General features: G+C 36.3%; 18 protein-coding genes and 1 pseudogene. 11 read left to right on the top strand and 8 right to left on the bottom strand.

The features are described 5' to 3' along the window. Positions 1-135 precede the first annotated feature (135 nt). A pseudogene (locus tag CWATDRAFT_RS41785) lies at positions 136-1,773 on the top strand (DUF655 domain-containing protein). Between the two features lie 82 nt (positions 1,774-1,855). Here the strand turns inward: CWATDRAFT_RS41785 and CWATDRAFT_RS14445 are convergent. Both CWATDRAFT_RS14445 and acsF read right to left on the bottom strand, forming a co-directional pair. After that, entirely contained in the window at positions 1,856-2,470 is a 615-nt protein-coding gene (locus CWATDRAFT_RS14445; protein ID WP_007305704.1) for a choice-of-anchor C family protein, read from the bottom strand. 312 nt (positions 2,471-2,782) lie between these two features. Further along, complete coding sequence (gene acsF / locus CWATDRAFT_RS14440) at positions 2,783-3,856, bottom strand: magnesium-protoporphyrin IX monomethyl ester (oxidative) cyclase (protein ID WP_007310941.1); 1,074 nt, start codon at positions 3,854-3,856, stop codon at positions 2,783-2,785. A gap of 125 nt (positions 3,857-3,981) precedes the next feature. On the opposite strand from acsF, the gene CWATDRAFT_RS14435 reads away from it, so the two are divergent. Continuing rightward, the gene (locus CWATDRAFT_RS14435; RefSeq protein WP_007305723.1) at positions 3,982-4,413 is read left to right on the top strand and encodes a methyltransferase domain-containing protein; all 432 of its coding nucleotides are present in this window, start codon (positions 3,982-3,984) and stop codon (positions 4,411-4,413) included. Between the two features lie 27 nt (positions 4,414-4,440). Beyond that, positions 4,441-4,602, top strand: coding sequence for a hypothetical protein (locus tag CWATDRAFT_RS37275; protein ID WP_157134090.1), 162 nt, complete (start codon positions 4,441-4,443; stop codon positions 4,600-4,602). A gap of 175 nt (positions 4,603-4,777) precedes the next feature. On the opposite strand, the gene menC is transcribed toward CWATDRAFT_RS37275, so the two are convergent. Beyond that, positions 4,778-5,878: an o-succinylbenzoate synthase gene (gene menC / locus CWATDRAFT_RS14430; protein WP_007305702.1), complete on the bottom strand. Its 1,101-nt coding sequence runs from the start codon at positions 5,876-5,878 to the stop codon at positions 4,778-4,780. 273 nt (positions 5,879-6,151) lie between these two features. Here menC and CWATDRAFT_RS14425 point away from each other — a divergent pair, with 273 nt between their 5' ends. The 5 genes from CWATDRAFT_RS14425 to CWATDRAFT_RS14405 all read left to right on the top strand — a co-directional run bounded on the left by CWATDRAFT_RS14425 (position 6,152) and on the right by CWATDRAFT_RS14405 (position 10,552). Continuing rightward, a complete protein-coding gene (locus CWATDRAFT_RS14425; protein ID WP_232287106.1) occupies positions 6,152-6,586 on the top strand; it encodes a hypothetical protein in 435 nt (144 codons plus the stop codon). Positions 6,587-6,935: 349 nt separating this feature from the next. Continuing rightward, positions 6,936-7,844 (top strand): pyruvate formate lyase family protein, encoded by a 909-nt coding sequence (locus CWATDRAFT_RS14420; protein ID WP_007305725.1) that lies wholly within the window; start codon positions 6,936-6,938, stop codon positions 7,842-7,844. Positions 7,845-7,852: 8 nt separating this feature from the next. Then, on the top strand, positions 7,853-8,434 hold the full coding sequence (locus CWATDRAFT_RS14415; RefSeq protein ID WP_007303150.1) for a helix-turn-helix domain-containing protein: 582 nt from the start codon (positions 7,853-7,855) through the stop codon (positions 8,432-8,434). A gap of 64 nt (positions 8,435-8,498) precedes the next feature. Further along, on the top strand, positions 8,499-9,140 hold the full coding sequence (locus CWATDRAFT_RS14410) for a transposase (protein WP_007305726.1): 642 nt from the start codon (positions 8,499-8,501) through the stop codon (positions 9,138-9,140). Continuing rightward, positions 9,137-10,552, top strand: coding sequence for a group II intron reverse transcriptase (locus tag CWATDRAFT_RS14405; RefSeq protein ID WP_007305727.1), 1,416 nt, complete (start codon positions 9,137-9,139; stop codon positions 10,550-10,552). The genes CWATDRAFT_RS14410 and CWATDRAFT_RS14405 overlap by 4 nt, the downstream gene beginning before the upstream one ends. A gap of 152 nt (positions 10,553-10,704) precedes the next feature. On the opposite strand, the gene CWATDRAFT_RS41780 is transcribed toward CWATDRAFT_RS14405, so the two are convergent. Then, a complete protein-coding gene (locus tag CWATDRAFT_RS41780; RefSeq protein WP_157134089.1) occupies positions 10,705-10,914 on the bottom strand; it encodes a PEP-CTERM sorting domain-containing protein in 210 nt (69 codons plus the stop codon). A gap of 99 nt (positions 10,915-11,013) precedes the next feature. Here CWATDRAFT_RS41780 and CWATDRAFT_RS14400 point away from each other — a divergent pair, with 99 nt between their 5' ends. Continuing rightward, positions 11,014-12,336, top strand: a complete 1,323-nt coding sequence (locus tag CWATDRAFT_RS14400; RefSeq protein WP_007305728.1) for an ABC transporter substrate-binding protein — start codon at positions 11,014-11,016, stop codon at positions 12,334-12,336. A gap of 66 nt (positions 12,337-12,402) precedes the next feature. Here CWATDRAFT_RS14400 and CWATDRAFT_RS14395 read toward each other — a convergent pair whose 3' ends face one another. Next, entirely contained in the window at positions 12,403-13,593 is a 1,191-nt protein-coding gene (locus tag CWATDRAFT_RS14395) for a cation:proton antiporter (protein WP_007305701.1), read from the bottom strand. A gap of 47 nt (positions 13,594-13,640) precedes the next feature. Beyond that, on the bottom strand, positions 13,641-14,879 hold the full coding sequence (locus CWATDRAFT_RS14390) for an NAD(P)/FAD-dependent oxidoreductase (RefSeq protein WP_007305700.1): 1,239 nt from the start codon (positions 14,877-14,879) through the stop codon (positions 13,641-13,643). Between the two features lie 246 nt (positions 14,880-15,125). Here CWATDRAFT_RS14390 and CWATDRAFT_RS38575 point away from each other — a divergent pair, with 246 nt between their 5' ends. Beyond that, entirely contained in the window at positions 15,126-15,284 is a 159-nt protein-coding gene (locus CWATDRAFT_RS38575) for a hypothetical protein (RefSeq protein WP_007311388.1), read from the top strand. Position 15,285: 1 nt separating this feature from the next. Here the strand turns inward: CWATDRAFT_RS38575 and CWATDRAFT_RS14380 are convergent, their stop codons facing one another. Beyond that, positions 15,286-16,329 (bottom strand): aromatic acid exporter family protein, encoded by a 1,044-nt coding sequence (locus CWATDRAFT_RS14380; protein ID WP_007305699.1) that lies wholly within the window; start codon positions 16,327-16,329, stop codon positions 15,286-15,288. A 7-nt stretch (positions 16,330-16,336) separates the two neighbouring features. Beyond that, positions 16,337-16,528 carry a hypothetical protein gene (locus CWATDRAFT_RS14375; protein ID WP_042711542.1) on the bottom strand — a complete coding sequence of 64 codons (192 nt, stop codon included), beginning with the start codon at positions 16,526-16,528 and terminating at the stop codon, positions 16,337-16,339. A 288-nt stretch (positions 16,529-16,816) separates the two neighbouring features. Here CWATDRAFT_RS14375 and CWATDRAFT_RS14370 point away from each other — a divergent pair. After that, positions 16,817-17,264, top strand: a 448-nt coding sequence (locus CWATDRAFT_RS14370) for an IS5 family transposase (RefSeq protein ID WP_069202804.1), incomplete at its 3' end; no start/stop codon positions are given.

Raw genomic sequence — 17,264 nt, 5'->3', positions numbered from 1 at the left:
ATTCAGTTTTGGCTTGAGTTCTCAGTTTTTCAGTTAGTGTTAATTTTATTATCCCATAAGAGACAGACAACTTCTTTATTCATATAATTAGTTTAACAGTTTTGGTTTTAAACCTAGTAAGGAAAATTGTCTCTTATGGAAAAATTTTATCAGAAGGGTTGGCAATTTGTTGGCTTATTGTTATGGATATTTTGGGGATTAGTGGCTTGTGATCATAGTCCCGAAATCCAGCGCTCGCCCCCTCTTCCTCAAGATCCTTTAATTAAAGTATATTTTAACCTAAATCAAGCTAAAGGTGCTGATTATAGTGATCCTTATCGTAATATTGATCGTCCTGGAGACAATTTAGAAAATATTATTATTAATAGCATAAATTCTGCTCAATCAACTATTGATATTGCTGTGCAAGAGTTTCGCCTTCCTAATATTGCTAAAGCTTTGGTTAAACAAGCAGAAAAAGGCATTGAAGTTAGAATTATTTTAGAAAATACTTATAACCGTACTCTTACTAATGTTTCTTCCCAAATAATTAGTAATATAGAACCCAGAGAAAGACAGAGATATGAGCAGTATATTAATTTTATTGATCTCAATAATGACCAGATATTGAGTAAGAAAGAACTTGAAGAAAGAGATATTTTAACTATTTTAAATAAAGACAATATTTCTCTTATTGATGATACAGAAGATGGTTCAAAAGGAACAGGTTTGATGCACCATAAATTTATTGTTATTGACAAAAAATTTATTATTGTCAGTTCAGCTAATTTTACTTTAAGTGGGATTCATGGAGATTTTAATAATGAGGAAACCAGAGGAAATGCTAATAATTTATTAAAAATTGAATGATCAGAATTAGCTCAACTTTTTACTGAAGAATTTAATTTGATGTGGGGAGATGGTAAAGGTGGGAAAAAAGATAGTCTATTTGGGATTAATAAGTTAAAGAGATGGCCAAAAACTCTAAGAATAGGAGAATCAGAAGTTACGGTTAAATTTTCTCCTAATTCCCCAAAAGAAGATTGGCAACTAAGCACTAATGGATTTATTGGTAGCATATTAAATAAAGCTCAAACTTCGATTAACTTAGCTTTGTTTGTTTTTAGTGATCAAAAAATAGCTAACACTTTAGAAAAGAAAAATAATCAAAATATAAGTATTAAAACATTAATCGATCCAGACTTTATTTTTCGTTATTACAGTGAAGGTTTAGATATGTTAGGTATTGCTTTGAGTAATAATTGTCAGTATGAAAGAGAGAATAAACCCTGGAAAGAAAATATTAAGACGGTTGGAGTTGCGAACCTTCCTCAAGGAGATAAATTACATCATAAATTTGCTGTTATTGATGATAATATTATTATTACAGGTTCTCATAATTGGTCAGCTTCGGCTAATCATCAAAATGATGAAACTTTATTAGTAATCAAAAATCCTCTTATTACAAGGCATTATCAGCAAGAATTTGAGAGATTATATAATAATTCTACTTTAGGAATTCCTGAATATATTAATAACAAAATTCAAGAAAATATTAAAAAATGTCCTAGCTTATCAACCCTAAAAACAGAAGAAAATGTCATAAAAATTATTAATCTAAATACAGCTAGTTTAGGAGAACTAGAAACATTACCAGGAATTGGGGAATCCCTGGCAGAAAGAATTATTGAGGCTCGTGAGGCTCAACCATTTTCCTCTTTAGAAGACTTAACAAGAGTAAAAGGAATTGGAGAAAGTAAGATGAAAAAGTTAGAAGGAAAAGTAAGTTGGTGAGATTTGGAGTCCCTCGGAATCAAAGTTAAAGGGTTAACTATAGTTAACCCCTGTGATTATAATAAATGGTTTGTGTGAGTATTTATAGGTCGGATTTTTTCTTAATTTTACTCAATGTTTTTTTGAATCCTGTTCCAAAAGCCACTGCCATTCCGGCCCCTAAAATTGTTAAAGGTTCGGGAACAGTAGTTACAGAAACATTATCTAACGTTGGGCCATAAGGACCACCAATATTACTGATAAATGAAAGTGTAGTGCTTGAACCTGTTGCGCTAAACATCCAGGTGTTAGTTTCCCATCCCATGTTTAAGGTAGATTTACCAGTTCTATTAAAAGTAAAAACCTCTGAGTCTCCTGCTGCTGATACTCTCATTGATTTGTTAATAGAACCCCTTCGATCTGGATGTGCTGCTAAATCAAAGGTGACTGTATAGTTTTGACCAACAATCGTGTCAAAGGTTTGTGAAATTCCACCCGTTGAGGATGAGTTTAAATCTAAACTACGGCCACCATCAGAAGCTTGCCATAATCCACCAATATAGTCAATGGGGCCTGTTGTAGTCCAGTTATTAATTGCAGTTGATCCAGTACCTAAACTAATAAAACCCCTACCCGGATTTAGACTGGATGATTCAAAACTACCATTGCGAATTAAATTCATCCTTTGAACAGAATTAACATCAACAAACGTGGTCATTAAAGTTGCACCAGTTACGGTCAAAGCCAGTTTTTCAACATAAAATAATATGAAGTGAATATAAACACTTTTAGGTTAACATTATTATCTTAGTAGGGAATAAATCGGTAAGAAGAAAATTTACGCTCTAAAAACCGCCCAGATTTAATCTGACTTAATTTTTCAAGTTGTATCTTTCCTGAGCAGTCCAAAAGGTTAGGGAACAGGGAACAAACAGAATATTGGAGCTTATACCCACTAATATAGCAAAAAAAAAGAAAGCTTGCACATCACAAGCTTTCAAGACTTTTTTAGGTCACCATAGAGTTAAGTCTATTTAACCATTCCCCTTAGAGCTTCAGCATCAATGGGTTTGATTAAATAGATACGGAATAACTCTACTACAATACCAGCAATTAAAGGTATTTTACGCAAAGTTTTCCAGAATTTAGGTGCTTTAGTTTCTCCAATTTCTTTCATCTTCAAATTACGTTGAGAACACCGTTGTAAACCAGGATAAAAGTCAGGGTGATCCACATCTAAGACACTAGGAAAGGTTCTAGCTGAGGTTTCATTGGTTTTCTTGATGACTTCTTTATCAAATTCCGTTGCATTTAACCCTAAAGACTCATAAAAACTAGCTCTTTCATGAACAGTTAAAGTATGGGTTGCAAAGACAGATAAGAGGAAAAAGCGACTCCATAGACGAGCTTTCCAAGTGTCCCAAAGTTTGGGTTGAGAACGCAATAAAGCCGTAAAAATATCACCGTGACGGTTCTCATCTTGACACCAGTTTTCAAATTTTTTGAAAATGGGATAAAACTGTTTTTCTGGATGTTTCTCTAAGTGATGAAAGATGATGATATAACGCCAGTAACCAATTTTTTCAGAAAGATAAACGGTGTAAATAACCCATTCTAAAGGGAAAAAGGTATAAGTACGAGTTTTCGTAACTCTTCCTAAGTCCAAAGATAGGTTAAAGTCAGCCATCGCCTTGTTTAAAAACCCTGCATGACGAGCTTCATCTCTGGCCATTAACTGGAACATTTCAGATAAAATAGGGTTACGGCCTTTGAGTTTTCTAGACAATTCTTTGAAGAGTAAAAAGCCAGAAAATTCAGAAATACAAGACCTTTCTAAATACTCAATGAATCCCTCTCTTGTGGTTTCATCTAAATGATCCCAGTTACCGGTTTTAAACTCTTCATCCCGCATAAAATGATGACGGTTGTAGTCGTTACGCATTTCCGTCAACATCGCATTTAACTCGGTTTCCTGCTCTGTTAAAGATAGGTTGGCCGCAGCTTCAAAGTCTGTTATGTAAAAACGAGGAGTGAGGAGAGTTTCTTTATCAGGTGCTTTCTTTCCTGGTTTCAGTTGATCGGGTTTAACAGGAGTCTTAACCATAACCATTGCTATATAACTGGATAGTTATATCATCTGATACTGAGGTAATTTTGTCTATGGTTGTTCGCAAAACTTTAGATTATCTGAGCAGATCAAGGTTATGATATTTTTAGTAACGAGTGGTCATGGTTCTTAATTTTCATTTATCGGAGAAAATGGGACTAGAAATTATTAAACAATCCCCTTGGTTAGCTCGGTTAATGCTTCCGCTTTGGCAATGGGATACTCGTCAGAAATTTAAGCGATTAGAATCTTGGTTAAACCATCAAGATTTAATCTTAGAGTTAGGTAGTGGTTTAGGAACAATTACTGATTATTTTCAGCAACAAGGATTTACTATTGTTCCCCTGGATATCCAAAATTTTAGTCTCTTTTCTAAGGTTAAACCCATTGTTTATGATGGTCAAAAAATTCCCTTTGAAGATAAAGCTTTCTCTAGTGTTTTACTGCTTACAGTTCTCCATCATACCGTAGATGTGGTTTCTGTTATCTGCGAAGCTAAAAAAGTCGGTCACAAAATTATGATCATCGAGGATATTTACGACAATAAGCTCTAACAATATTTAACTTATGCTGTTGATAGTTTGGTCAATTTTGAATTCTCAGAACATCCTCATAATAATCGAACTGATGAAGAATGGCAAAATCTTTTTGAACGTCTAAAACTTAAGTTAATTTATACGGAAAGTTATTCATTTTTGTTTTTGTTTAAACAGGTTATTTATGTACTAGAAGTCAGGGAATAAATAGGAGTATCCAATTTTTATATACTAACCAGTTATCAGTTGTGAGAATTAATGTTGAAACTGATCCCCCCACTACCCCCCAACCCCCCTTTGTAAGGGGGGAACTAAAGGGGGGATCTTGAGTTTCTCATAAATCATTCGGTGATTGCTATATTTAATTTATGAGTTACTGAGACTATCTCATTGTCATTGTCTTTGATAAAATTGTATAGTGTCTCAATTTATCTTCATTTACCCCAAAGTCACTTAAAAAATTAGGAGCGTTTACTTTTCCATTTTCTGCAAGACATTTATAAGTAACAATGTCATCAATATAGTCATTAGTATTTAAGGCAGCGGGATAAATAAAGTTGTCTAAAGTAGCAAGAGAAAGGGTAAAAAATGCCCCTATGGAACATTCTAACATTCCTCCACACCACACTCCAATATTATGTTTTTGACACAAATCGTGTATTTTTTTTGCTTCTGTTAGTCCTCCAACTCTTCCAGGTTTAAGATTAATAATTTTACAAGCATTTAGTTTAATCGCTTTGCGAGTATCTTCTAAGGATAAAATACTTTCATCGAGACAAATAGGGGTTTTAATTTGCTTTTGAAGTTCTCCATGATCAATAATGTCATCCCAACCTAAAGGCTGTTCTATCATCATTAAATTTACATTGTCTAAGGCTTTTAATAAGTCTATATCTTGTAAAGTATAAGCAGAGTTTGCATCAGCGAGTAAAGGAACATCAGGAAAGTTATTTCTAATTATTTCTAAGGGTTTAATGTCCCACCCTGGTTTAATTTTTAGTTTAATTCTTTTATAACCTTGTTCAATTTTTAAACTAATTTCTTCTAAGAGTTTATTTTTATCTTGAGTAATACCCACTGCTCCACCTATTTCAATCTCTTTATTTTTACCTCCTAAGAGTTGCAAAATAGGTGTTTTAATCTGTTGTGAATATAAATCCCATGCTGCTGTTTCTACTGAAGTTTTGGCAAATTTATAACCTTTTATATGATCTAAAAATTTATAAATTTCACTGGGATGATTGATGGTTTTACCAATAATTTTAGGTATAATTAAATCTTTTAAGACAATATAGGAAGCATCAGTATATTCGGGTAAATAGAAAGGAAATGGTAAGGTTGATGCTTCACCATAACCCGATAAATCAGAAGTAGATAGTTTAACTATAATACTTCTTTTTTGATTCATTTCACCATAGCTGGTTTGATAACTTTTGATGAAGGGTAATTCAAATAAAAAAAGCTCTACATTCTCGATTATCATGAATAATTAATTTAGTTTATTGATAATATATCTTTGATGTTTTCTAAGGTTAGGTTAACATATTTTTGTGTGATTGATGATAAATCTTCACTAAAATTAAAATTTATTGTCGGAACTAAGATCCAATAAGCTGAAGGTTACAAAATTTTTGGGGTAAAATGTTTATAATAGGTTATTAGCTAAAAATTACCACTTTTAGTTAACATTAGCTACCCTAAAGATACTAAAAAGCCTAATTTGATTAATACTATGAATACAAATATAAATTTATTAATGAGTTTATTACTATTATTTAATACTTCTGAATTATCAAAAGTTAAAAATAAATTTTTCCCCTCAAATACAATAGCAATTGTTAATCCACAACCTAGACAAAAAAGCTATGCAGCAACGGCTCAATTTTGGGGAAGAGTAGCAAATGGAGTTAAACAACCGAGTACAGTTACATTATATCCTAAACAAGAAAATCGTTTGCTAGTCATCATGATTTTACCACAAGATTGTGGACGTTTTTTTGAAATTGATGATCAACAAATTAAAAAAGTAACTTATAGTTGTCCTGAACAAGAAAAGGACGAATCTGCTGATTATCAGAATTGGAAAGTTGAACATAATTCTTTAATGAAAGAAGTTAAAATGATTGCACCTCCTGCTAATAGTAACCCTTTATATATTAGAGATGAAGCATTTTGGTTAATTCAATATTAATTAAATTTTGTTTCTTGTGGTCACAATAAATAAATATATATTTATCTTTACTGAGTTGCCATTGGTAGTCAATTTTTAAACCAGCTTTAATTCAAACATATTCTAATTATTTTGTGGTAAAAAGTTTTTAAATGATTCTTTAGAATTTATGAATTAGGGTACAGTGATTATGTACTTAATGTATGTTAACGGGGATCGCCTGTTTTTGCAATAGTTATGACCTTCGCAAGAAAGTTATTGATGCGGTATATTAAAGATAAGTTAAGCAGACAAAAATCTTAATTAAACGGGATAAAATAGAGTTAAGGAGGCAAGTGTAAAGCAACGGACAACACTTGGTGATATATATATGGTTAGTAATCTTGATCTGCAAAGAAACGTTTCTACATTAAAAAGTCAACTCACCTCAACACAAGAAGCATGGCAAGGATTTAAACAGGGAGAATGGGTTAAAGAAGTTAACGTTAGAGACTTTATTCAAAAAAATTACACCCCCTATCAAGGAGATGAATCATTTCTAGAAACAGTAACCCCGGCAACGGATACCCTTTGGAATGAAGTAAAATCCTTAATGGTACAAGAAAGAGAAAAAGGGGTATTAGACGCAGAAACTAAAATTCCTTCTAGTATTACCGCCTATGGTGCCGGTTATATTAATCAAGACTTAGAAAAAATTGTCGGCCTGCAAACCGATCAACCCTTCAAACGTGCAATTATGCCCTTTGGTGGCATTCGGGTTGTCGAAAAATCATTAGAAGCTTACGGATATACTATCGATCCCCAAACCCATACAACATTTACCGAATATCGGAAAACCCACAATGACGGTGTTTTTGATGCTTATACCAGCGAAATGCGTAAAGCCCGCCACTCTGGGATTATTACCGGTTTACCCGATGCTTATGGACGAGGCCGGATTATTGGGGATTATCGTCGTATAGCTTTGTACGGTGTGGATTTTCTCATCAAAGATAAACAAAAACAGTTATCTTCCCTGGAATACGATGTGATGGATGAGGACTTGATCCGCTTACGAGAAGAAATCTCAGAACAAATCAAAGCCCTGAAAAAACTGAAAAGCATGGGTGCAAGTTATGGGTTTGACTTAGGCAACCCGGCCGTCAATAGTCAACAAGCGATCCAGTGGACTTATTTCGGTTATTTAGCTGCGGTGAAAGAACAAAATGGGGCTGCTATGTCCCTAGTGCAGCTTAGCGAAAGTAATCCACCAGATTTTTACAGAAACTTTCGTGACTAGCCACGACAATGTGTTTCAATGAAACTAACGGAAGAATCTCGAAGTTGATGTCCATGATAAAAGCATTGCCAATTAACCTCTCCAACCTACAGAAAACAGTACTCCAACAAATAGTGAGAGGGACAACAAACCCCTATCGCCTTGTTAGACGAGCCAAGCTAATCTTAGCCGCAGCATCAGGAGAGAGCAATAGTTCGATTAGTCGAAGATTAGAATTAGACCGAGTACAAGTGCGTCAGTGGCGATCGCGATGGTTTGAGGAGAGAGAAAAACTGAGTGCCGCCGAAGAACAACAGGTAACGGAGAAAGCATTAATGGTCTTGATCAAAGGAATTTTAAGCGATCGCCCAAGACCTGGAACAACAAAATCCTTTACGGTCGAACAAGTAGTCCAGATTGTAGCGATCGCTTGTGAAGAATGTGAAAAATCAGACAGACCAGTGAGCCATTGGACACCTTCAGAGTTGGCGGATGAAGCCATAAAAAGAGGAATTGTCGAAAAGATTTCCCCCCGTAGTGTGGGGCGTTTTTTAAAAAGAAGCGACATTACAACCACATCTCGTTCGTTACTGGTTAAATGCCAAAATTGATGATCCCTTAAAATTTAAAAAGCAAGTCAAATATATCTGTGAACTTCATCAAGAAGCTAAAACTTTGTTAGAACAAGGAATTCATTTAATTAGTACAGATGAAATGACAGGGATTCAAGCTCTTGAGAGATTATTTCCGAACAAAAGAATCAAGCCTAAACAAGTAGAAAAAATCGAATTTGAATATGAAAGACACGGAACTTTAAGCTTGATTGCGAACTGGGATGTGGCAAGAGGAAAAGTTGTTAGTCCCTCTATTGGACCGACAAGAACAGAACAAGATTTTTCTGAACATATCCAGAGAACGATTAAGATTGATGAAAAAGCAGAATGGATTTTTATTGTAGATCAACTCAACACTCATAAATCGGAAAGCTTAGTCAAATTAGTAGCAGAAAGCTGTGGAATTACTATTGATTTGGGGAGAAAAGGAAAGGAGGGGATTTTGCAATCTATGGACAGCAGAGCAGATTTTTTATCAGATGAATCTCATCGAATTCGCTTTGTTTATATTCCCAAACATACATCGTGGCTTAATCAAATTGAGTGTTGGTTTTCGATCTTAGTCCGGCGTTTACTCAAAAGAATTACTGTCCGTTCAACTAAAGAACTATCCCAAAAAATTCTCAATTTTATTGATTACTTTAATCAACATTTTGCTAAGCCGTTCGTTTGGAAATTTAAGGGCTTTAAATATCATAAGTGACTGGTAGATTATTTTTGCTAAGCTGCACTAGGAACTTACAGAAACTTATTCTGAAGTCCTTTGCAGCTAGACTACTCGCAGTCCGACAAGTATCACAGCTAAACACTGGTAAGAAAACCGCAGGAATAGATGGAGTCAAATCCCTCAACTTCAAACAACGGTTCGCCTTGGCAGAAAGGTTGCTCACAGCAAACGAATGGAAACACTCCAAGCTAAGAGAAATCCCCATCCCCAAGAAAGATGGAACCACCCGAATGCTCAAGGTTCCAACTATGGCAGACAGAGCATGGCAATGCCTCGTTAAATACGCCCTAGAACCTGCACATGAAGCACTATTTCACGCCAGAAGCTACGGGTTTAGACCTGGACGCTCGGCACATGACGCTCAAAAGATTCTATTTAACAACCTAAACTCCAGATGTAACGGAGTAAACAAAAGAATACTTGAGTTAGACATAGAAAAGTGTTTTGACAGGATTAACCACATCTCAATTATGGAAAGGGTAATAGCCCCCCAGACAATTAAGAATGGGATATGGAGATGCCTAAAAGCAGGTGTCAACCCAGAATTTCCAGAACAAGGAACCCCCCAAGGGGGGGTGGTGAGTCCTCTACTAGCTAACATCGCTCTAGATGGTATAGAGAATCTTCATAACTCCATCCGTTATGCGGATGATATGGTTCTCATTTTAAAATCAAAAGACGATGAAAACAAGATACTTAAGGATATACCGGAATTTTTAGCAACCAGAGGACTGAAAGTAAGCGAAAGAAAGACCAAGCTTGTCAAAGCGACAGATGGATTTGATTTTCTAGGTTGGCACTTTAAAGTACAAACCAACGGGAAATTTAGTTGCGTCCCATCAGAGGACAATTACAAAGCATTCCGTCAGAAAGTTAAGGATATCGTCAACTGCTCGAATTATGGGGCTAGGATTAAAGCTACTAAGTTAGCCCCCCTAGTCAGAGGATGGCGAAACTACCATAGGTATTGTAAAATGGACGGCTCTCGCTTCTCCCTTTGGGGAACTGTACACAGAGCATTCAAAGTCTTCAACAAAGAAAAGAAACTGAACCGATATACGGCAACAGAACTTATCAAGAAGGCTTTTCCAGCAGTACCTTACAGTAAGAATCGTCACGTCAACGTCAAAAGTAACAAGTCTCCATACGATGGGGACACGGTTTACTGGAGTAAGCGTAACAGCAAACTCTACGACGGAGCAACCTCTAAATGTCTGAAAAGACAAGACCATTCATGTGGATATTGTGGACTGAAGTTTACAGATGATGAGAGGGTACACCTCCATCACATAGATGGAAACCACGATAACTGGAAACCAAAAAATTTAATGGCAGTCCACCATAGCTGTCACCAGCACATCCACATGGGCAAGACTGAAAAAGTCTAGTTTGTCGGGAGCCGGATGCGGTGAAAGTCGCACGTCCGGATCTAAATGAGAGGGGCGAAGCGTAATAGCTTCCCTCGACTCAACCAAATAAGATAAGGGTTTAACAGTGTTAAACCCCTACAAAATATTATTATCTTCTCATTATTGACGATTTATTTGCCTTGCTTTTGGCGTTTGGATAATAAACCGACTCCACCCATTAATAATAACCCGAAAACCGTAGTAGGTTCAGGGGTAGAAGTAGTAGCAGCAGAATAAACAAGGGTTGAACTATCTACGTCTGCGCAACAGTTGGAGATGAAGAAGAAGATGTTTGACTTTGTTTCTATTGCGCAACAGTTGGAAATGTCAATACTTCCCACACTCCCCACACTCCCCACACTCACTCAATTGAAAACTGGCAACATTCGGTTAAAATTAAGGTCAATTTAAGATGATCAATTATCTAGCGATCGCAGAATATGAACTCATTTTTAAACAAATATCGTCTCAAGTCCCCCCTAGCTTGGGGTTTAGCCCTTGCCTTTAGTAGTAGTCTCTTAGCCGGTTGTAATAATACAACCCCCACCGACACCGGAACTACCCCCGACGGGAACGCACCCACAGCCAGTGGAAATGGGCTAAAAATAGGGGCTTTACTACCGGTTACAGGGGATCTAGCGTCCATCGGTGCAAATATGCCAGAAGCCGTTAAACTAGCCGTAGAAGAGATTAATGCTTGTGAGGGAGTGAACGGTGAACCTGTTACCCTAGTTACCGAAGATAGTCAAACCGATCCGGCTGCTGGTGGTGCAGCTATGACCAAACTAGCAGAAGTTGACCGTGTTGCTGGTGTAGTGGGGGCCTTTGGTAGTAGCGTTTCTGGGGCTGCTGTGGGCATTGCAGCGCAAAACAAAGTTATGTTAATCTCTCCAGGAAGCACCAGCCCTGTATTCACCGATCAGGCTAAAAATGGTGATTTTAACGGCTATTGGGCGAGAACCGCCCCTCCAGATACCTATCAGGCCCAAGCATTAGCAGCATTGGCCAAAAAACAAGGCTTTAACAATGTTTCCACCGTTGCTATTAATAATGACTATGGGGTAGCCTTTGAGCAGCAGTTTGTGGGGGCGTTTGAGAAGTCAGGGGGCAAAATTCTCTCTAAAGATAAACCCGTCCGTTACGATCCCAAAGCTGCTACCCTCGATAGTGAAGCAGCCGCAGCGTTTGCCGATAAACCCGATGCAGTGGCAGGGGTTCTTTACCCAGAAACAGGAAGTATTTTATTACAAGCAGCCTATAAACAAGGTTTAAGCGAAGGAGTTACGGTTTTATTGACCGATGGGGTTTATTCTCAGGACTTTGTGGAACAGGTGGGCAAAACTCCCGATGGTACGTTTATCTTAGAAGGAGCATTAGGAACGGTTCCGGGTGCTGATGGTGAAGCGTTAGAAGCTTTTACCAGCAAATGGAACGAGAAGACAGGTAAGGATGTCACCGCTTTTGTTCCCCATAGTTGGGACGCAACAGTATTGTTAATGTTGGCTGCTGAAGCTGCTAAAGCCAATACTGGGGAAGGTATACAAAGTAAAATCAGAGAAGTGGCCAACGCCCCAGGAACAGAAGTAAGTGATCCCTGTGAAGCGATCGCCTTAATTAGAAATGGGGAAGACATCAACTATCAAGGGGTTAGTGGTAACGTTGATATTGACGAAAATGGAGACGTTGTCGGTAGTTACGATGTTTGGACAGTGAAAGCAGATGGCACTACAGAAGTTATTGATAAAGTGAGTCCGGGGGAATAGTTTTCCAGCAAACCCCGTCCCTAAAAACGGGGTTTAAATTGAGAAAAATCAATAAGTATTTTTTTACTAACCATAACGATTTGCCCAAGGATTGGCCGTTAGTCCATGGGCGATAATGCTTAAAAGAACAGTACAAGTAACTGTGGTTGTTAAGATATCACCACTGGGTAAATTACTATTAAGGACAATAACAGCAAAGACAATACTTGCCAGTCCCCGTGGACCAAACCAACCCATAAACAGTTTACTTTCAAGGTCTAAAGTAACACCGAAAAGACATAAGAAGACAGGTAAAATACGCACTATTGTTAAACTTAAAATGGAATACAAGATAATTGGCAAAGTAAGTTGTCCCATATATTTCCCCACAACAGTTACTCCAAAAATTACCCAAGTTATTAAAGACATCGCATTACCAATTCCCTCAGAAACTTCTATCATTTCATCTTTGTAAACTTTAATAATACTGCCAAAGAAAAGTCCACCAACAAAGGAAGCAATGAAACCACTTCCCCCTAAACTTTGTGCCGTGGCAAAACAAGTAAATGCGATGGCAGGAAGAGAAATTTGTCGCCATGTTTTTGTAACCCAATTTTTTCTCACAGCAAAACTGCCTAATTGTGCGCCTAAAACTGCAATACTTGCCCCTACTAAAGCACCAATACCAATTTCTTCCACAAATAAATGCACCACAAGGTCGGATATACTACCTTCCATATTTCCAGGAATTACAATAGCTAATAAAACGAATAAGATAGGCACACAAATACCATCGTTTAAGCCACTTTCTACGTTTAAAACTTGCCGAATTTGAGCAGGAACTTTCGGATTACTAACTACCGCTTTTCCTAAGGCCGCATCTGTCGGGGCTAACATAGTAGCTAAAATTCCTACTTCCAGCCAACTTACATTAGGAAATAATAATTTACCCACACCTACCCCAAAAATAATGGTAATAGGAAGTCCGATTAACAGTAAGCGAGATGGTAAACTCAGGCTACTTTTAAGTATCTTTAAGTCAGCACCAGAAGCATCTGAAAAAAGGACTAAAGCAAGGGTTAATTCAGCCAGTAAGCGAACTCCCTCGGATTCAATATCTAATGGTAAGATGTTTAGCCCATTTTGTCCCGATAAAAACCCAAATACTACATATACCATTGCATCGGAAATAGAAATGGATTCTAACACTCCTGCAAAGATACTGTAAATAAAGGTAAAGGCTGCAATTATTGCTAATATTTGATATAAATTTTCCATATATTACTGTTTTAGATAAAAAAAATTGGCTTTTTTGTGCAAAAATTCTATTGACTGTGACGATGAAAAATTTCGTCAACAATCCAATTAGTTGTCACCTTAAAATCATGGATGGGGGTGGGAAGTAATTGTAAATAAGTTCCCTCTCTAATCAGGTGTCCTGAATGTCCTGTGACTTCAAAGCGATCAAATATATTAGCAACACTTTTCTCAATGCCCAATTTCATCATAGATCCCCGCAATTTTACTTGAGCAGGGGTGAGAGAATGTCCTTTGATCATAGCGTTGAGATTATGGGCGATCGCTTTTCCCTGTTGATAGGCTACTTGAGCCGTAGCAGGGAGGGGATCTGAAGATAACATAGTACAATCCCCGGCTGCAAACACTTCAGGAAATTCGGGTAATTGTAAGGTAGGTAAGACCTTTAATGAGCCATTTTTGGTGCGGTTTTCAGGAGAGATAGCCAAGTTTTCAATCAGAGGGTTAGTAGCGGTTCCAGCAGACCAAATGGTAGTGTTAGTCTCAATGGTTAAAGTCTGCCCATTCTGTTCATAGGTTACGCTATCAGGGGTAACTTTAGTGACAGATGCCCCTAAAATTAATTCGATAGAAATAGAAGATTTAGCAAAAGCTTGACTAACCGCTTCTCGTAAATGAACATTAATATCTCCTTGTAACAATTCCTGGGGACGATTAATAATTAAAATACGGATTTCTTGAGCAGATTGATCTAGTTTTTGATACCAATTTGCCAATAAATCTCCTAACGTTCCGGCCATTTCAATTCCAGTGGGTACCCCTCCCACAATAGCAAAAGTTAATAAAGTTTTACGGGTGGTTTCATCCTCCGTTTGACTTGCTTTTTTTAAACATTGCTGTAAATGTTGACGTAAAGTTTCAGCATCTTCTTTTGTTTTAAAAGGAAAAGCATATTCCTGTGCGCCTTCAACCCGAAAAAATCCGGCTTTTCTTCCTAGTGCGAGAACTAAATTATCATAATCGTAGTGGATATCAGAAGCTAGATAAACTTTTTTTTCTAGTAAATCGATCTGAGTCACTTGATCTTCTAAAAAAGTAATGGGACTTCCTTTTAATAGTTCCCGATACAGGGGACAAACTTGATCAGGTGTCATTTCTCCTGTCATTAGTTCAAATAACAAAGGGTTAAAGACAAAATGATCTTTATTATCTATGAAAAACAGGGATTGGGGATATTTGTGATGGTAAAGATGTAAAACGGTAAAAAGTCCGACAAAACCACCACCAACAACGATTGTTCTAGTCATTTTGAAAATTCTCCTGTTAAATGACAAACCATAACAGCAATTAAACTGGTAACGGTTAATAAGTTTAAACTTTTAAACATTTGCGGATTTTGCTCAAGAATAATAATTTTTGTCGTGCTAAATTAATTGATACCCCTGAGTATATCATAAAAAAATTAGTTCTTATAGGTTAACTATGATAAATTAGTAGGGATGGTAAGATGAACTACAATATCTGATTAATTTATTTTTAATAAAAGGAGAAAAATGGGAATCAAATGGTGGTTTAAGTGGTGGACAATCGCAGGATTCGTTGTTTTAGGAATCACAGTTTTAAGTGAACCTCCTCGGTTATGGTTTTGGTTAGCTATTTTAGCAGCTTTAATTATTTATGGTTTTGAGAGAGCTATTAATGAAGATAAATAAATCAAAGAGTCAATTCTTGTAACTCTGATGCGATCGCCCTCAGTCCATAAATAGCAGCAGACATTCGTTTAATCTCACTAGGATTAATAGTAGATGAGGCAATATCTTCCTCAGAAATTTCTGTTAAGCGGTTACTGATAGCTTGATTTAATTCTGATAAGTTATCTAGAGGAGTTTCTAACAGGAAAGAAGATGAAGGTGTGATGGTTTTGCTCACAGTTTCAAAAGTAACATTAGTCGCTGTAATTAAATTATCTAGTTCTGTTTGTATGCGCCAATGAAGATTATCGTTGTCTCCTCCTTCTAAATTAAGTCCTAAATTTAATACCAAACGAAAAAGAGATTTAATATGAATAATTAGACTTTTTCGACGCTGATATAATGCTTCATCAACAAAAGGTAATAAAATTTCACTTCCAGCATTTCCTATTAAAGATTCAATGTCATTTATTTCCTTGGTTATATCATTAATTGATTGCCTACGCTCTTGAGTATTTTCTATCAACTTTCCTTGTTTATAATCATCGATAATTTGCTGATATAGTTGCCCAATGCTTGCTATAATTTTGCTCATAGCAGGATCGATCTTTTCTACATCTCGATTTGGCCAGAAAGCAATATAAACAATAATTCCTACCATAGAACCAAGGAAAATGTTCCAAAATCTTAAGCCAATATATTCAAAGGGTTCATTACTGTAAGAACCGCTTAAGGCTATTATAGTAACAATAACCGCAAAAGATAATAAACGCTTGGGTAAATTAAACCAATATCCTGCTGTAACTAAGGTAATAACTCCCATGGGTAAACTAATAATAGAATTACCTTGGAAAGCAACAGTAACAATCATCCCAAATGATGTACCTAATAAAGCAGATTTAAGTTTATCTAATACATAACTGATTGTATCTCCTGCAATAGGATGAATACAGAGAATAGAACCATAGAGAACATAGTTCATATTTCTGGTGTGAACTGCATTACCAATGGCAAAAGCAAGGGCTGCACCAAGGGCAAGTTTTATAATATATATATTACTATTCATAATTATTTTAGTTATTACTTAATTGTTGAAGGTTTTGGTTATCAAGGGACTGATTAATCATAACTTCAGTAGAAGATTCTTCTACTAAGGCGATACTTTCAGAGAGGGTTTTAACTAAACCTTGTAAACTATATTCAATTAATGCTACATTGAGACGGCTAATTAAATTAAAAGATTGAGTTTCTCCATTTTCTCTCATTTCATTTAAGCTACTTTGCTATCTTTGAAGATTAATATTAGGATTAGGTAATAACAGATTTGAAGTAGGGTTAAAAGTTACATTTGCCAATGTTAAGAGGGTTTCGCTTAGAGTATTAGTTAAGGGAGAAAGCTCAGGTATTATTCTATTTAGGGTTTGCTGAATAAAAGCAAAACCCTATTCTTTAAAAGGTTACACCCATATTCGCGATCGCAAAAAAGATCAGCTTTGTCGGCTACAAACCGCTATAATTGGTAGAAACACCTCCCAGTTGTTGGTCAAGAACAAATGTATCGAAAAGAGGAGCAACCTTTACCGCCCCCAGAAAAATTTGAATTACCTTTCGAGGGCAAATTGTCCCCCAATAATCGTTGGGTAATCATGGCAGAGTTGATACCTTGGGATGATTTTGAGGAAGAATATGCTAAACTTTTTTCAGCAGAAAAAGGTGCGCCAGCCAAACTATTTAGAATGGCATTAGGGACATTAATTATTAAGGAAAAATTAGGAACAAGTGATAGAGAAACTATAGAACAGATTAGAGAAAATCCTTATCTACAATACTTTATAGGTTTAAATTGTTATCAACAAGAGCCACCACTGGAATCTTCAATGCTAGTTCATTTTAGGAAAAGAATTGATGGAGAATTGATAAACAAAATCAATAAAAAAATAGTAAAAAGAGAAATAGACAAGAGTGATAAAGAAGTAAAAAAAAAGGATTGTCTCCAAGAAA

It is taken from the genome of Crocosphaera watsonii WH 8501, from assembly GCF_000167195.1.
In the GTDB taxonomy this organism is placed as follows: domain Bacteria; phylum Cyanobacteriota; class Cyanobacteriia; order Cyanobacteriales; family Microcystaceae; genus Crocosphaera; species Crocosphaera watsonii.
This window is presented reverse-complemented; position numbering and strand designations above follow the sequence as displayed.

Bases quoted from the DNA above. Each gene is read 5' to 3' on its own strand.
- CWATDRAFT_RS14420 (WP_007305725.1), top strand. From the start codon at position 6,936: ATGGTTAGTAATCTTGATCTGCAAAGAAACGTTTCTACATTAAAAAGT.
- menC (WP_007305702.1), bottom strand. From the start codon at position 5,878: ATGATAATCGAGAATGTAGAGCTTTTTTTATTTGAATTACCCTTCATC.
- acsF (WP_007310941.1), bottom strand. From the start codon at position 3,856: ATGGTTAAGACTCCTGTTAAACCCGATCAACTGAAACCAGGAAAGAAA.
- CWATDRAFT_RS14395 (WP_007305701.1), bottom strand. From the start codon at position 13,593: ATGGAAAATTTATATCAAATATTAGCAATAATTGCAGCCTTTACCTTT.
- CWATDRAFT_RS38575 (WP_007311388.1), top strand. From the start codon at position 15,126: ATGGGAATCAAATGGTGGTTTAAGTGGTGGACAATCGCAGGATTCGTT.
- CWATDRAFT_RS14380 (WP_007305699.1), bottom strand. From the start codon at position 16,329: ATGAATAGTAATATATATATTATAAAACTTGCCCTTGGTGCAGCCCTT.
- CWATDRAFT_RS14390 (WP_007305700.1), bottom strand. From the start codon at position 14,879: ATGACTAGAACAATCGTTGTTGGTGGTGGTTTTGTCGGACTTTTTACC.
- CWATDRAFT_RS14435 (WP_007305723.1), top strand. From the start codon at position 3,982: ATGGTTCTTAATTTTCATTTATCGGAGAAAATGGGACTAGAAATTATT.
- CWATDRAFT_RS14415 (WP_007303150.1), top strand. From the start codon at position 7,853: ATGTGTTTCAATGAAACTAACGGAAGAATCTCGAAGTTGATGTCCATG.
- CWATDRAFT_RS14400 (WP_007305728.1), top strand. From the start codon at position 11,014: ATGAACTCATTTTTAAACAAATATCGTCTCAAGTCCCCCCTAGCTTGG.
- CWATDRAFT_RS14445 (WP_007305704.1), bottom strand. From the start codon at position 2,470: ATGACCACGTTTGTTGATGTTAATTCTGTTCAAAGGATGAATTTAATT.
- CWATDRAFT_RS14425 (WP_232287106.1), top strand. From the start codon at position 6,152: ATGAGTTTATTACTATTATTTAATACTTCTGAATTATCAAAAGTTAAA.
- CWATDRAFT_RS14375 (WP_042711542.1), bottom strand. From the start codon at position 16,528: ATGAGAGAAAATGGAGAAACTCAATCTTTTAATTTAATTAGCCGTCTC.